This window comes from Methylomonas sp. MED-D, assembly GCF_050276835.1.
GTDB classification, from domain to species: Bacteria; Pseudomonadota; Gammaproteobacteria; order Methylococcales; family Methylomonadaceae; genus Methylomonas; species Methylomonas koyamae_A.
On record NZ_CP189965.1, the window covers coordinates 4,472,020 to 4,487,355 of the forward strand.

The 15,336-nt window shown below is 50.9% G+C and carries 14 protein-coding genes; all 14 read right to left on the reverse strand.

The annotated features are described in order from the left end of the window. Nucleotides 1-6: 6 nt before the first annotated feature. The 14 genes from ACQE3E_RS19845 to ACQE3E_RS19910 all read right to left on the reverse strand — a co-directional run bounded on the left by ACQE3E_RS19845 (nt 7) and on the right by ACQE3E_RS19910 (nt 15,333). Complete coding sequence (locus ACQE3E_RS19845; protein WP_313730569.1) at nt 7-1,356, reverse strand: phenylacetate--CoA ligase family protein; 1,350 nt, start codon at nt 1,354-1,356, stop codon at nt 7-9. Then, nucleotides 1,353-2,561 carry a glycosyltransferase gene (locus ACQE3E_RS19850; RefSeq protein ID WP_313730568.1) on the reverse strand — a complete coding sequence of 403 codons (1,209 nt, stop codon included), beginning with the start codon at nt 2,559-2,561 and terminating at the stop codon, nt 1,353-1,355. The genes ACQE3E_RS19845 and ACQE3E_RS19850 overlap by 4 nt, the downstream gene beginning before the upstream one ends. Then, nucleotides 2,548-3,768, reverse strand: a complete 1,221-nt coding sequence (locus ACQE3E_RS19855) for a TIGR04063 family PEP-CTERM/XrtA system glycosyltransferase (RefSeq protein WP_313730567.1) — start codon at nt 3,766-3,768, stop codon at nt 2,548-2,550. The genes ACQE3E_RS19850 and ACQE3E_RS19855 overlap by 14 nt, the downstream gene beginning before the upstream one ends. 60 nt (nt 3,769-3,828) lie before the next feature. Next, complete coding sequence (locus ACQE3E_RS19860) at nt 3,829-4,908, reverse strand: nucleotidyltransferase domain-containing protein (protein ID WP_313730566.1); 1,080 nt, start codon at nt 4,906-4,908, stop codon at nt 3,829-3,831. After that, the gene (locus ACQE3E_RS19865; RefSeq protein ID WP_313730565.1) at nt 4,905-5,759 is read right to left on the reverse strand and encodes an HprK-related kinase A; all 855 of its coding nucleotides are present in this window, start codon (nt 5,757-5,759) and stop codon (nt 4,905-4,907) included. Before ACQE3E_RS19865 ends, ACQE3E_RS19860 begins: the two co-directional genes overlap by 4 nt. Before the next feature lie 53 nt (nt 5,760-5,812). Next, nucleotides 5,813-6,085, reverse strand: a complete 273-nt coding sequence (locus ACQE3E_RS19870; protein WP_064024887.1) for a hypothetical protein — start codon at nt 6,083-6,085, stop codon at nt 5,813-5,815. 20 nt (nt 6,086-6,105) lie between these two features. Continuing rightward, nucleotides 6,106-6,942, reverse strand: a complete 837-nt coding sequence (locus tag ACQE3E_RS19875) for a hypothetical protein (protein ID WP_313730564.1) — start codon at nt 6,940-6,942, stop codon at nt 6,106-6,108. Between the two features lie 93 nt (nt 6,943-7,035). Beyond that, nucleotides 7,036-8,925 carry an XrtA/PEP-CTERM system amidotransferase gene (locus ACQE3E_RS19880; protein WP_427500990.1) on the reverse strand — a complete coding sequence of 630 codons (1,890 nt, stop codon included), beginning with the start codon at nt 8,923-8,925 and terminating at the stop codon, nt 7,036-7,038. Nucleotides 8,926-8,946: 21 nt separating this feature from the next. Beyond that, entirely contained in the window at nt 8,947-10,080 is a 1,134-nt protein-coding gene (locus ACQE3E_RS19885) for a TIGR03088 family PEP-CTERM/XrtA system glycosyltransferase (RefSeq protein WP_313730562.1), read from the reverse strand. A gap of 8 nt (nt 10,081-10,088) precedes the next feature. Continuing rightward, a complete protein-coding gene (locus ACQE3E_RS19890) occupies nt 10,089-11,279 on the reverse strand; it encodes a TIGR03087 family PEP-CTERM/XrtA system glycosyltransferase (protein WP_313730561.1) in 1,191 nt (396 codons plus the stop codon). Between the two features lie 3 nt (nt 11,280-11,282). Beyond that, nucleotides 11,283-12,359 carry a FemAB family XrtA/PEP-CTERM system-associated protein gene (locus ACQE3E_RS19895; protein WP_313730560.1) on the reverse strand — a complete coding sequence of 359 codons (1,077 nt, stop codon included), beginning with the start codon at nt 12,357-12,359 and terminating at the stop codon, nt 11,283-11,285. Continuing rightward, nucleotides 12,299-13,168 carry an XrtA system polysaccharide deacetylase gene (locus tag ACQE3E_RS19900; RefSeq protein ID WP_313730559.1) on the reverse strand — a complete coding sequence of 290 codons (870 nt, stop codon included), beginning with the start codon at nt 13,166-13,168 and terminating at the stop codon, nt 12,299-12,301. Before ACQE3E_RS19900 ends, ACQE3E_RS19895 begins: the two co-directional genes overlap by 61 nt. 8 nt (nt 13,169-13,176) lie before the next feature. Continuing rightward, nucleotides 13,177-14,295, reverse strand: a complete 1,119-nt coding sequence (gene wecB, locus ACQE3E_RS19905) for a non-hydrolyzing UDP-N-acetylglucosamine 2-epimerase (RefSeq protein ID WP_313730558.1) — start codon at nt 14,293-14,295, stop codon at nt 13,177-13,179. Nucleotides 14,296-14,298: 3 nt separating this feature from the next. Beyond that, nucleotides 14,299-15,333 (reverse strand): XrtA/PEP-CTERM system-associated ATPase, encoded by a 1,035-nt coding sequence (locus tag ACQE3E_RS19910; RefSeq protein ID WP_313730557.1) that lies wholly within the window; start codon nt 15,331-15,333, stop codon nt 14,299-14,301. Nucleotides 15,334-15,336 lie beyond the last annotated feature (3 nt).

A 15,336-nucleotide genomic window follows, 5' to 3' on the forward strand; every position in this document is an offset into this window, starting at 1 on the left:
GCTCGATTAAGGCTTGACGTGGCTGATAACGTACCGGAATTTGCCGGAACGCTCCTTGGGTATGTAATCGGTATATTCGATCGCAACGTTGACCGTATCACCCAATCGCTTTTTAAATTCCGCGACGATGCGTTGTTCGGATTCGGCTCGGTAAGCCTCGGTCTTGACGATTTGCACGCTGGTCTTATCCAGACTGTCTTGCGTGATCTTGAAAGCGTCGACACCTTCTAAATCGCGCAACACATAAATCAAGGCCAGGCCGTGCAGCACGGTGCCGTCCCGCGCCACAACGAAGTCGGTGGTGCGACCTTGTATGTCTTCGAGTAACGGCAGCCCTCGCCCGCAAGCGCAAGTTTTGTCGGACAAGATTCCCATGTCGCCGGTGCGGTAGCGGATAAACGGGAAATCGCGCGTAGCCAGATGGGTGACGACAATCTCGCCCAACTCGCCATTGGGCAGCGGCTTGCCTTGTTTATCGACAATTTCGACGATGATGTCTTCCGCCGTGATGTGCATCGCGCCTTCCGGACACTGATGAGCGATGAAACCGGCATCGCGGCCGCCATAGCCGTTGGCAACCGGACAACCGAAGACCGCTTGAATCTTGTCACGCTGATAATCGTATAAGCGCTCGGACGTGACGAACGCCACCTTGATACCCAAATCGGTCATTGCCACGCCGCGCTTTTCGGCGTGACTGGCAATATGCGCTAACGCCGACGGATAGCCGAACAGCATTTTCGGCCGGATTTGCCGTATCCTGGCCACGAAGCCGTCCAACTTTTCTTGAGACATCTCGAAAGCCGGTATTAAATGGGTCCGCAACAGCTTATCGCGAATCAGCCGAATTTTATCCTGCGCGCCCAGCTCGATCGGCGACCCCCATATCACCGCTTCGGGATCGCCGATGTCGACACCCCACCAGCGGGTGGCGCGCCATTTGGCGGCCACATCGTGACTGACGCGGCGACTGCCGATGTAAAAAATCAATGGCTCGCCGCTTGATCCGCCGGTGTTGAAGCGGGCCAAACCCTCGGCATCATCCGCCCGCATTTTATCCAAATTGGCGCGTATCGTCGGCTTGTCCAGCAAGGGCAGGCGCGCCAAATCGTTTAAACTGGCGACCTGCGCCGGCTTGAAGTCTAATGCCGCAAACAATGTCCGATAGTAAGGCACATGCTGGCCAATATCGGTTAGAAACCGTGTCAAGTCCTTGACCTGAGCCTGGCGAATTTCGTCCACGCCCAACCACTGGCTACGCTCCATCGCCTTGCGCACCCTGACGGTACTGTGTTTTTTTAACGCTTCGTGTAGAGGAAACAGCACGGAGGAGCACAGCGAAGTGTAAAGGCTCATGATCGATTTACCAGTTGGTTGAATTCCGCCACCAAGACAGCGACGCGTTGATCCCAGGCATTCTGAGCGGCATAGGCAATAATCGCATGGCGATCCCAGTCCCGCCCTAGCGCGGCATCGAGCGCCTTCAGCAAGGCATCGCGATCGCCGAACGGCACCACCTGCCCCAAACTATCGTCGCAAACCACCTCGCGATTGCCGCCAACATCGGTGGTTACAATCGGCAAACCGCAAGCCATCGCTTCCAAGAGCACGTTGGCCCAGCCTTCGTTAGCCGTCGCCAATACAAAAACGTCGGCGGCGGACAGAACCTCTTTCAAGGCTGCGGCGGGCATCGCACCCAGGAAACGCACCTGTTCAGCGAGGCCGAGTTCGGCGACTTGCTTCTCCAGACGCTGGCGAATATCACCCTCCGGACTGCCGCCACCGACAATCAAGTAGCGTAAACCGGGATGTTTTGCCAGCAGCGCCGGCAATATCTCGATGACTCGGTGAAACCCTTTGCGATCGACCAAGCCACCCACTGAAATCAGCACCGGCGCATCGACGTTGAGTTGCAAACTCTGACGAGTCGAGACTTTATCCAGCGGATAGAAGACATTCGTATCGACGCCATTCCCCACCACCAAAATTTTATCGGCTTCGGCACCGATGCTAACGACATGTCGTTTAAGCGATTCCGACACAGAGAACACTCGAACGGCCCTACGAAGCGCCGCCAACAGGCGCGCCCGCCGACTGGCGATTTTGGACAACGGTACTTCGGTGCCGCGTAACGTGATTGTAACCGGCACGTGGAAACAGCGCCCCAACCATCCTGCCGCGTAGCCGTCCGGATAGGCAAAATGCGCGTCAATCAGATTAAATCCGAAGTTGCGAGACAATCGGTATAAAGTCCGATAACTGCCCAACGCCATCATCAATCCGTCCCACCGGCGGCCTAATCCTGGCAAGGACAGAAACCTCGGGAAATAAACGTCGATACCGTCCTGACATTCGTAAGTGGCGGGCTGTGGCCGGTAATTGGGCTTGAATTTGCGGATCACCCCTTGAAACGGGAACCATGGTACCGGCGAGACCACCGCCAACGCACAGTGCGCCGCGACCCTGCGCATGCGCTCCCGGACGAATACACCGGCATTCGGGCGAACCTGACTGGGGTAGAGACTGCTGAAAACCACCAGCCTGGGATCAGTCCGTGTCATGCCCGTCCCGTATCAATCCGGCATACACCGCTTGATAACGTGCCACGCTGGTTTGCCAGTTACGGATTTGTTCGACATAGTGCCGTCCAGCTCGACGGATGTCGTCCCAATGCGATTTATCGGCCAAGGCATTCAAAACGGTCGACGCCAAGGCCGCTTGGTCGCCGGCTCGGAACAAATAGCCGGTCCGACGATCTTCGATCAATTCGTGATGACCGCCGACATCCGAAGCCACCAACAGGCGACCTTGCGCCATGGCTTCGAGCGGCTTCAGGGGCGTAACCAAATCGGTCAGTCGCATCGACAATCTCGGATAGACGAAAATATCGACCAAATTGTAATACCGTTGCACCTGATCATGGGGAACCCGTCCCGGCATCACAACCCAGCCCGCCAGCCCTAAGGCTTGAATTTTCTGTTGGATTTGTGCTTGTTGCGGACCGCCGCCAACCAACAGCAGCCGGACATCCGGCCGCTGCCGGACGATCTCGGGCAAAGCATCCAGCAACAACAATAAACCTTCGTACGCATAAAACGAACCAATGAAACCGAGTACAATTTTTCCCGTCAGGCCTAGTTGATCGAGTAGCGCGGGCTCGGCAACATCACCGAAACTGAATTTTTCGATATCGACCGCGTTGGGAATCACGGTGATTTTTTCGGCTGGAATACCCCGTCCGATAATATCGTTGCGGAGTCCTTCGCAAATCGTCGTCACAGCATCGGCATTCTTAAACACATACGTTTCCAGGGCTTTGGTAATACGGTAACGCAAGCTACCTTCCGCGGTCGTACCGTGGTCGACGGCGGCATCTTCCCAAAATGCCCGGCATTCGTAAACCAACGGCAATCGGTATTTTTTGGCCATTCTCAAAGCCGCCATCCCGTTTAATGCCGGAGAATGAGCATGCAGGATATCCGGGCGAATTTCCGGAATGATCTGGTCCAACCTCCGCGCCAGAGTCTGAACAATCGCCCATTGGTTCATAACGGGTAATTTTGCCTGTAAACCTCGCGGTTGGGACGAACGATAAAAATCCAAGCCATCCACCGTTTCGAAATCGCTACCGGGAGCCTGATGCTTGGCGGAAGTCACATGAAAAGTGTGCCAACCCAGCTTACGTTGCTGTTCGAGTATCGCTCGGGTACGAAAGGTGTAGCCGCTGTGCAATGGAATCGAGTGATCCAGAATATGTAAGATTTTCATGTCGAGAAGGTTCTTGTTTAAGACTGTCAAGTCGGCTCGCCATGAAGTGAGCACCCGGAATTAGTGCTTCTCTTTGCCGGTCAGACGCATCCAGGCCTTGATAGTCAGATGGGGCAATAGCAAATACCACGGCATTTTTAACCAATGCGCCCGCAAAAATAATACGTTACGGGCCAAACCTGTCCAGCGGTCGGTGCAACTTGGATGGACCGGCATCAGCGCGCGAATGAACAAAAAATCCATCACCGCGAGAATTGCCTTGGCGGGCGTCACTTGTTGAAGTTGCCGGGCCAATTCGTCCGACAGCGGTGTACCGAGTATTGTAGTCGAGTAACGCAATGCGTAAAGGACTGGCCTTGCCAGACCCAATTCGGATGAACGTGAAATCAATCTGACCTGCTGTTCGCCCAAACCGCGAATCAGCGCATCTAAATCGACCAAGTCCCGCAAGCCGTGCTCCAATTCACCGTCGTAAAACAAATGAACCGCGCTGTGTATCACTTGATCGACAGGAGATAATACCGCTAGTCCATCGAATTTATCCAATGCGCGCGCATCGGCTAGTAGTAATCCGGCATCGGGACAATCCTTACACGTTATCGGCAGGATGTTATGGTGTAGATCGATGACGCTGCCCCTGGACAGGTGTCTGATTGGTGGAATTTCATGCATCCAGCGCCGGTAATAACGTTCGTTGTAAACGCCGTTTTGCCCGCCCATCCAACCATGAATCATCAAACGCTTCTCGGCGGAGCCTATTTTTTCGCGGGGAACCAGTAAATCAATATCTGAAAAGACCCTACCTCTCGCGGCGAGGTGTTCAGTCACTGCATACGCCGCGCCCTTCAACAAGACAAAAGGAAACTCTAACTGTCGAGCCACTTTTTGCAACTGGCGAATTTCCCAAAATAGGTCGTTGCTTTGTTTTTCGGAAAAACATTTTGCGGAGATTAAATGCCGACGCGCGGCTTCCGGAATACCATCTAGCCCGCCACGGCTTTCCACCTGATGAACCAACTTCGCCAGTAACATCGATGCACGCGCCTGCCTGACTAATAATCCCCATTCGGGTAAGGACAACTCGGCATGAGACACCTGATCGTTGATCACCTTGACCAACAAGGGCCATTCAAAACTCATTCGGCGCTCTTAAGTTGGTCGAAAATTTGAACGGCATCGTCTAGGCAGCTGTAACGCAACTGGTAACAGCTTGCCCGGTCCAATACATTACGCAAGGCGTAAAATCCCGCGTAGCCTAACCGACTAAAATTAAACGCGTTATCCGCTACATCAATAAACGTTAACGATTTTGCCTTTGGCGCAAACTCGGTCGCGGAGCCAGCTTCATATTTTGGAAATATGACCCAAGCAATCGGACAAGACTCGCTCTGCCGACTGACGCTGGTTTCGGGTGGCTTAAGATGGCAAACAGTGCCCTTCGATGTATCCGTTGACAATGGCCCGAACACAAGGCCAGGATAGCGCTTGGCGACGATGTCAATGGATTGATTCTTCAAGCTGACGGGACGGGGAAAGGGGTGTACTCGGAATGTCACTGGATCAACCAGAGTCAATTCGTCCGATAGTAATCGCCAACCTTCTTGAATCAACGTGGCGGTCAAAGTACTTTTTCCGGATCCCGGCGGCGCCGGTAACACAGCCGCCCAGCCATTTTTCTCTATGACAGCAGCATGGATTATCAAAAAAGTATTAATTTGACTAGATACACACCAATTCATCCCCCATTCGATCAAAGCCGGGGCATGTTGTAGCGGTAAAGGATTGAAGGGCGCGTAGCCATCAAAACGAAATTCAGCGCTTTTACTTATCGAGCTGAACCAATTATGTCCAGAAGCAACCGATACGGGGAAATCGACGAACACACTACTATCAAAAACTTCAAAATCGGCATACAAAATCGAAAGACTCTGCGCCACTGAAGCCAATTTAGTCGTGATAGCAAAGCAAAACTGACCAAGTTGCAAATTCAAACCGCTATTTCGCAGTCGGCTATTAACCTCCTGGAAAGGCAAATGCTGTAATCTCAATTTACCGGCTCAATTAATTCTTTTTGCAACAAAACCTGTATCAGACTTTCTAAATACCCAGCTTTGTCGCGCGATTTATCCGATAAGTCGAAATTTCCGATGATGTCTTCAAGCATCGTTTGATCAAATGGCGTAGGCTGAAAACATCGCTGAATCAGCTCTAACGGCATCGCCTCAAACAAAAACGTAGTACCGGAGTTGCGATGATAAATCACGACCCCATCACCCCAATCCACGCAATAGACTTCTCCAACTACTCGCCAGAGCATAAAACCAGAAGACTGTTGTCTTACGCCGTGCAACCGTCAGCGATCAAGTGATGGCAAAAGTCAATAATATCCTGGGCTGAACAATCTACTGCACCAACTTTATACTTACCTCCGGTCTTTACCGCCTGAAAACAAGCTTGGACATCCGACAGCGAGCTTCCAACCACATGTTTGCCATCACAAGCGTTAACAAACAACCAAGCCATACAGTTATCCAACCCTATATCAGTCCCTTGATCCAGCTCTTTTATACAATCGTTTAACGTTTTGTTGGCATTGGTGGTAGGCCCTAACGCAGTATCACTGAAGATATAATATCCGTAGGTGGCCTCGTTACGCTTAAGAGTCGCATAGTCATTCTGGCCGTTGGATCGCAATTCACTCTTCGTTTTCGGCGCTTGAGTGCTTTTAGTCCACACCGCATTTAAGTTCCATTGCCCCTTTTGAGTGTCGTTCCGGTTTGAGGTCCAAGAGTTTGGCGCCGTTCTATCTCGTCGACACCCAGATCCCCCTTCCAAAGTTCCACCCGTGTCGTGTTTACTCGAGTGAGGCTTACATTTGCTTAAAGGCCACTGACTCGGGTTGTCGCAATAATGCTTCGGGGGACGCGGCCCCGGATTAGTCACAATATTACCGGAGTACGCAGTTCTATTCGGACCTATTGAATGAAACCCAGAAATGGTACATTCGTCAACGCCACCAGTACCCCCTCCCCATGCAGGACGATTAGCCAAAGTTAGGATGACAGGAACCGCAACGCCAGCTTTAGCAAACTTTCTTCTGGATTTATCAATGACTTGCTTGCCCTCTTGCAGTTGACCGTTCTCGATCAGGCTATCATCTTCTTCGAATCGCATATTACACCGCCACTTAGAAAAACTTGAATTGGTTCACACTCTAGCAAATCAATTAATTAATGTCTATTGCCCGCTCGTACAAGTTAACCAGCGTCAAAACCCGGCATTTCTAAGAAACGCCTCGAACATTAACAGCGACCAAATTGCAGCGCTGTAATCTCGCAAACCTGCCTGGTGTTGGGTGACCATATGCTCCAAGTAAGTGCGATTAAACCAACCCGTTTGACCAAGCGTATTACCCAACAAGGCCTCCCGTACGCGTTCTTTCAAAGGCCCTCGGAACCAACTGCTCAAAGGCACGGCAAACCCCATTTTAGGTCGATACAGAATATCGTTCGGAAGATAAGACTCCAGTGACTTTTTAAACAAATATTTGCCTTCACGACCATTGAGCTTATAAGACGGCGGCAATGTCGCCATCCATTCCACCAGTTTGTAGTCCAACAACGGAACCCTGACTTCCAAGGCGTGAGCCATGCTTGCCCTGTCGACTTTAGTCAGGATGTCACCAGCTAAGTAAGTCTTCAGATCCAGATATTGAACCATAGACAGAGGATCGCTCGGTGCTTTTTCCCGATATCGATGAAATACCTCGATTGCGCCGTAACCTTGCAATTCCGCCCTTAGCTGCTCGCTAAATAATTGCTGACGCATGCCATTAGACAGCACCGACACGCTATGAAAATAGCCCGCCATAGAATCTCGGCCTATCGACTCCAACGTGGTTTTTGCTCTAAATACCTTCGGTGCCCAGTCGAGTTTTGGGTAGACCCGACCTAAGGTCGAAAACAAAGGCATCCGCAAACCGTCCGGCAATAAAGAACGCATTCTCTCCTCGTAGGTATGCCAGCGATAGCGCCGATAACCCGCTAAATTTTCGTCGCCGCCATCCCCGGACAACACCACGGTCACTTGTTTTTTGGCTAACTCGCAAACTCGATAAGTGGGTAATGCGGAACTGTCGGCATAGGGTTCGTCATACAAACCGGATAAGCAATCAATCAGACTGAAATCATCGGGATCGACTTGTTCGACCCGATGAGCAGTGTGATATCGACCGGCAACTTGAGCCGCGAATTGCGATTCGTTGAATTTTGGATCGCCGAACGAAATCGAGCAAGTATTAACCGGATCGTCGGACAAACCGGCCATTAAAGCCACGACCGCGCTGGAATCAACGCCGCCCGACAGGAAGGCTCCCAAAGGCACGTCAGCCATCATCCGGATTTTAACAGCCTCCCGTAAGCGTTCGATCAACTCTTCACCGACAGCATCCATGCTGGAGAAATTACCGGGGTCGAAAGTCACATCCCAATATTGACGAGGCTTAATCCGTTCGCCTCCGCGCCGAATCGCCAAACAATGCCCCGGCTCCAGCTTATAGACATCCCGATAAATTGTTTTAGGGTCTGGCACGTAACCGAAACCGAAATAGTCCTCGACCGCCGTCGGATCAATCCGAGTTGGCAGCAGCGGATGCTGCTTAAGCGCCTTCAACTCGGAACCGAATATGAAATGTCCGTTAGCCAATAGTGAGTAGTACAACGGCTTGACACCCAATCGATCACGCGCGAGGAACAAGGTTTGTTGTGGTCTGTCCCACAACGCAAACGCAAACATACCCCGTAGTCGCTCCACGCAAGCTTCTCCCCACGCTTGCCAAGCGTAGAGTATTACCTCGGTATCGCAGTGAGTTCTGAAGCTGTAGCCCAAGGCTTCCAACTCGCCGCGCAACTCGGGAAAGTTGTATACCTCGCCATTGTAGGTTAGGACGACATTTCTATCCGCGCTGTGCATCGGTTGCTGACCGCTAGACAAGTCGATGATCGACAAACGACGATGCCCAAAGCCCAAGCCGGGCTCGCTATGCAGACCGCCCTCGTCCGGTCCACGATGAAACTGGGATTCGTTCATTTTCGACAACAATTCGCGGTCAATTTCCCCGCTGCCTTGCATATCGAATATCCCCACGATGCCACACATATTATTATTCTCCGGCGCTATTTATCGCTCGTCATAAACCTGTTGGTAGCGAGACACCATATTATCGATCGAAAACTCCTGGCGGATGCGCTCCAATCCGGCCGCCCCAAAACGGCGACGCTTGTCGGAATCGGCAACCCACTCCGCTAGCACCCTTGCCATAGCCTCCGGATTTTCCTTTTCGACCAGCATCCCTGTCTCTCCGTCCAAGATCAGCTCGGGATTGCCTCCAACCCTCGTCGCCAACACTGGAAGCCCCGTTGCCATCGCTTCCAGTATAGTATTGGATATACCTTCGGCCTTGGATGGCAACACAAAAATATCCAGGCAACGCAAAATATCGGGGATGTCGTCACGATCACCAGACATCCAAGCTTGGTCTAACAATCCGGCATCCGTCAGTAGGCCCGCACTCTCTGCACGCAAAGGCCCGTCCCCTATCAACCAAAGTCGAGCCACTCCAGCAAAGCCCGGATACATTTGGCAAGCATGAATGTATGCCCTAACCAGTGTCAATTGATCCTTTACTCCATGCATACGACCCACCGTGCCTATGACGACTTTCCCGGACAAAGGCATATCGCAATGCATTGGAGCCGCCCGATCGCAATCGCGAGGATAAAACCGGTTTGTGTCAACACCGTTACAAATGCGAGTGATTTTAGCTGCCGGAATTTTGACCTTTTCCTGCAAATAATCCTGCAAATGTTTGGACAATGGAATGAATCGATGAATGATTAGCCCCAACGCTCGACGCAAGCGCTGATACTTTAGGTTATTGCCGTCAGGATCAAACACGTCCCAGCCGTGTTCCCCGTGAACCCGGTAGGGTATTCGAGCCAACCACGCGCAAACCTGATATTCGATAGCCCCTAGATTTCGGGTATGCACAACCGCAGGCTTCCAAGCCTTAAACAACTTATAAACCTTATAAAACGACGCCCAGTCCTGCCCCGGTTTCTTATGCAACTGGTGGACGACGACATCGGACCGGTCGATACGCTGGGTAAAATCTGTCGCATCGGCCAAACAAATGATGGCATGCCGATAACGTTCTTTCGGCATTTTGTTAATGATATTAACTAAGCCATTTTCCAAACCGCCGATGCCGAGGCGGTAAATGATATGCACAACCAAAGGCACCGCTTCGTCCATCGTCGACCTTAACCTCCGAGCAAAGTCAAAAGCTTATCGGCATTCGCGGACCAGCCAAACGCACGTTCGACAAACCGACGGTTGTCTTCGGCGTAAACAGTAGGTTGTTGCAGGTAAGACACAACCCTTTCGGCAAACTCATTTGGTTCATCGGCGAGGGCGACCTGCAACTCTTGACCAGCAGATATCCCTTCCATCGCCGCCGACGTTGCGACCACGGGCTTAGCCATCGCCATAGCTTCCAAAACCTTGTTCTGTATGCCTCGAGCAATACGTAACGGTGCCACGATCAAACGGGCGTGAACAATATACGGTCGCACATCGTCGACTTTGCCGGTAACGATCACCGCCGAGTCGTTTTCCGATAACTGCAGCACTTCCTTGGCAGGCTTGGAACCGACTATGTAAAACTTAGCATGCGGGCATTGTCGCTTGATCTCCGGGAACACAGTCTCGGCAAACCACTTGACCGCATCGACGTTTGCCCAATAATCCATGGCACCTGTAAATACGATGGGGGATTGTCCGCTCGGAAACGGCGAATCATCAGCCACTTTAGGATCAAAACGATCAGTATCGACACCGTTATTTACGAAATCAATCTTGTCTTTCGCGATCGGCGCCAGGGTCTTAAACAACGCGGATTCCTGTTCCGAAACAAATATCGTCTTCGCCGCCCGACTGGCAATTTGTGTCTCATAACGTAACAAAGTCCGAGCTTCGCGCCGATAGATCCAAGCGGCCGGCCAGCTTTTACTGCGAGCATATTGACTCCACTTATCGGAGTCGACATCGACGAAATCCGCGACGACCCTTAACTCGGGGTAACGCTCGACGTACTGAGCCATAGGCGACGAGAAAATCAGCGCGCGGTCTATACCCTCGGTACTTATGACCTGATCAACCCAACGAAGCAATGTAATATTTCGATAATACAGCAGACTCAACGCCTCGCCGCTGAATAGGCCGCGCGCGCTTTTAAGCTTATTGAGGCCGGGCGACAATTCCACACAACATACATCCCTGCAATAAGGCTTGAGCGCTTCAATATATTGGCGGTCTTCAGGATCATCCACAAAAGTGCCGAGGAATATCTCGTACCGTTTGGCTAGCGCTCGCAGAAAATGAAACGAGCGAATTTTGTCACCCTTGTTGGGGGGAAACGGAATCCGATGAACCAGGTATAGCAGCTTAGGCACGAATTATCCCAAATCCTTGGCCAGCCATGGTCCCACAACCTGACTGACTGGCAGCGGCAGCCTCTTCCAGGCTGCAATAAATAATCGATACTTGGGATTCAACGGATTGATGTCCGGAATCTGCTTCGCCTTCACCAAATCGATTTCGTAGTACAGCGGCTCGGGCTCAAAGCCCCAGTGCTTCTTGAAGCGATAAGAGCCAGTATCGATCTTGCTGCGCCCGTAATCAAACAAGCGACAGCCTCTATCCACCGCCCGCCGCATGACCTCCCAATACATGAAATCGTTAGCTTTTAAGTCTCGAGCAGCCTCGGTGCCGCCGCCGTAATAAGGCAAAACTTCATCCTTGAAATAAAAATTCATCACGCTAGCCACTAAACGACCTTCGTGCTCGATCGATAATATCTCGCAATCGTTACCGAAAGCCTCTTTTAGTACTTTAAAATAATGCCTCGGAAACACGGGAGTCCCCAAGTTTCTGACGCTTTCGGAATACGCTTGAAACAATCGATCCACATCATTATCTACTACACCGACCAAACCCGCTTTGATGCCCGCTCTCACCATCGCTCGCTGTTTTCTGGGAATCGCGTTCAGGTTTTTTTCGTGGTCGGAATCGAGCGTTTTGCGAAATGTTACGTACAACGCTTTATGCGGCCAATCGCGATGCGTTTGAACGCGATTTCTCATTTCAAGGCAATCAACGTTCAAAGTTCTGGCCAATTGTTTGCCTTGCGCCTGTAACGCACGGAACGCCTCGTCGTTACTGGCAACAATGCCGCCGTATACGCAAAAGGCATTCGAAACCAGCGTGTTTCCAAACAGTAAACTGTTGATGTGCGTCAGCGGTAGAATGCCGGTAATTTCGCCGTCCTGCTCGGCATAATAGTAATAAGTATCGTGACCGAAGGCAGCGGCAATAACGCGTTGCCACGCGGACAAGTGGAAAAAGGTGGAGTCGGCCGCAGCCATCACGTAAGCATCCCAACGCGGGGCTTGCGATGGTTCGAGTAATTTGATCATGGCGGTGTTGTGGATTTCACGGATTCCGATAAAAATACCTTTTGCATGGTATTCCATTCAAAGTCGCTCAACAGCCTTTCCAAGCGGCCAGCGACTTTATCAAGATTCAAATAGTGGCGAAACCGAGCTTTCGCAGGCAGATTGGCCTGCCGAGGCTGCTCCGGATCGATTTCCCAAGGATGGAAATAAAAAACTCCCGACTGCATTTCGATATCGTTGAGACGCTGATAGGCCCATTTCGACACAGCATAGGGGTACAAGCGGAAAAAGCCGCCGCCACCGCAGGGCCAATTACGGTCGAATATGCGCAATGTGGTTATCGGTATTTCCAACAAGCCTGGTGCATTGTCGGGCCGATAGGCAAATCGCGGCGCACCGGGCATTCCATACAAATCGTGCTTGACTGGATAAATACTGGAACTGTAAATAAAACCTTCAGCCTCCAATATTTCCAAGGCCCAAAGATTATTTGCGCCTATCGAATAACTCGCCGCCCGATAACCGATGACCGCTTGTCCGGCTAAGTCTTCCAGAATTTGCTTGCTAACCCGAATGTCTTCCCGAAATTGCTCCGGAGACTGCTGGGTGACTCTAATGTGTCGATAGCCGTGACAAGCCAGTTCGTGACCATCCTGCACAACGCGGCGTATTAAATTGGGATAGCGTTCCGCGACCCATCCCAATGTAAAAAAGGTAGCTTTTACTTTATACGCATCGAATAAATCCAGAATCCGTTGGGTATTGGCTTCGACCCGATGCGGCAGATCATCCCAATCGGAACTAGAAATATAGGGTTCAAACGCGGATACTTGGAAGTAATCTTCCACATCCACCGTCATGGCGTTAACGATGCGTTGAGGCTTCATATACCCACTTAGAAATAACGCTGCAACAAACGCTCGACAATCCGTGTCGCCGCGTTACCATCCCAATACTCTGGAATCCGCCCCCTTTTACCGCCGCTGTCTAATATCTCGTGGACGCAGGCCTTAATTTTTTCCGCATCGGTACCGACAATCGTATTTGTACCGTCGGTAACCGTTATCGGCCTCTCTGTATTTTCTCGCAACGTGACGCACGGAACCCCCAGGGCGGTAGTTTCCTCCTGTAGCCCCCCCGAATCTGTCAGAACCACTCGCGCTGCTCGCATCAGTCCCAGCATTTCCAAATAGCTAACTGGCGGCAATAGAGAAACACGTTCAGTTGAGAATTCGTCGAGCAAACCCTCGTGGGCAATTTTTTGCTGTGTCCTAGGGTGCACAGGGAAAATTACGGGAAGCCTCTTACTAATTTCACCGACGGTTTTGATCAAACGCACCAGTGTATCAGGATCGTCAACATTGGACGGACGGTGCAAGGTAAGCAACGCGTAGCCTTCTTCCTTTATCGCTAGAGAACTCCCATAGGTCGCTAGCGTCAGATCGGGCGTCACAGCTTGCTGACAATTCGCTAACAGCGTATCGATCATCACGTTGCCAACAAAGCACACCCGCCCTTCATCGATACCTTCTCGCTCCAAGTTATGGAGAGCGCCGCGCTCGGTCGTAAACAGCAGATCTGAAATTTGATCAGTTAAAACTCGGTTGATTTCTTCCGGCATATCCCGATCGAAACTTCTCAGCCCGGCCTCAACATGTATCAAAGGGATGCTTTTCTTAACCGCAACCAGCCCACATGCGATTGTCGAGTTGACGTCGCCGACCACCAATACCGCGAAAGGCGACACCTCATCCAACACCGGCTCGAATCGCAGCATCGTGTTAGCGGTTTGAACAGCATGACTGCCAGATCCAACCCCAAGATCTCGATCAGGCTCCGGGATCCCTAATTGTTGGAAAAACGTGTCTTTCATCGCTTGATCGTAGTGCTGCCCGGTGTGCACCAGATAGGGAACTATCGGCTGACCTACCGCTTTCAAAGCTTTAATAATTGGCGCCATCTTCATAAAGTTTGGGCGCGCGCCGACGACGCAAACAAGCACATTCGATTTCATGAACTATTCCGAACTAGAGGTGTCGTCGTAGACCGGATCCATGTCCAGTTGTAGCAAAATCGCTTTCCTAAGTAGCGCTCTTTCCTTATTGATGGTGCTGCGAAGATTAGTAACCAAATCTTCCAACCGCCCTATTCGCGTTTCCAAATCCATATCTTCACTGTTACGAGAATGGGCCGAGTGTAACGGCAAATCCTCTGGACGCGATTCATCTCCGCCTTCCAATAACATTTCTTCCTTAACCTCAACGATAACCCGGTTAACCGACTGCTCATCAATAAGACCGAGTTCTTCCAAATAACCGAAAAGCATCAATCGATCACACAAAGTGTTAATCCGACGCGGAATACCTCCGGTAAATTGGTGGATAGCCTCGAAAACACCGACGCCGAACTCTGGCTTGCCTTGCCAACCAGCGGTTTGTAATCTAAACAAAATATATTCTCTAGTTTCCTCGACATCTAAGGGATCAAGTTGAAACGTAGAAACAATGCGCTGCTTAAGTTGCTCCATATCGGCCGAATATATGGTGCGCTTCAACTCAGTTTGGCCTATCAAAAACACCTGAAAAACAGGGTGACCATTCACATCTAAATTTGTCAACATCCTAAGCTCTTCAAGGGACTGCTTAGGCAAATTCTGCGCCTCATCAACGATCAACAAAAGACGTCGACCTTCACGCGCCTTTTCGACGATAAAACGTTCAAAACCAGTCAATAAACTAGCTTTATCACTTAACGTAAATTTAAATCCAAACGTGGATGCGGCCATCCGCAAGGTATCTTCAGGCCCAACCTGAGAGGTCATCATTACCCCAATGAGCAATTTGTCCTTGTTCAGATTCTTAATTAAACTTTTAACCAGCATTGTCTTGCCAGTACCAGGCGATCCAATCACTAGAACAAAACCCTCTCCCTGAGTTAGCCCGTAGTGCATGTATGCCAAAGCCCGCTTATGAACTGTACTTTGAAAAAAGAAGTCCGGATCCGCGCTTAATTGAAAAGGCTTTTGGTTAAGGTTATAAAATCCGTCGTACATATC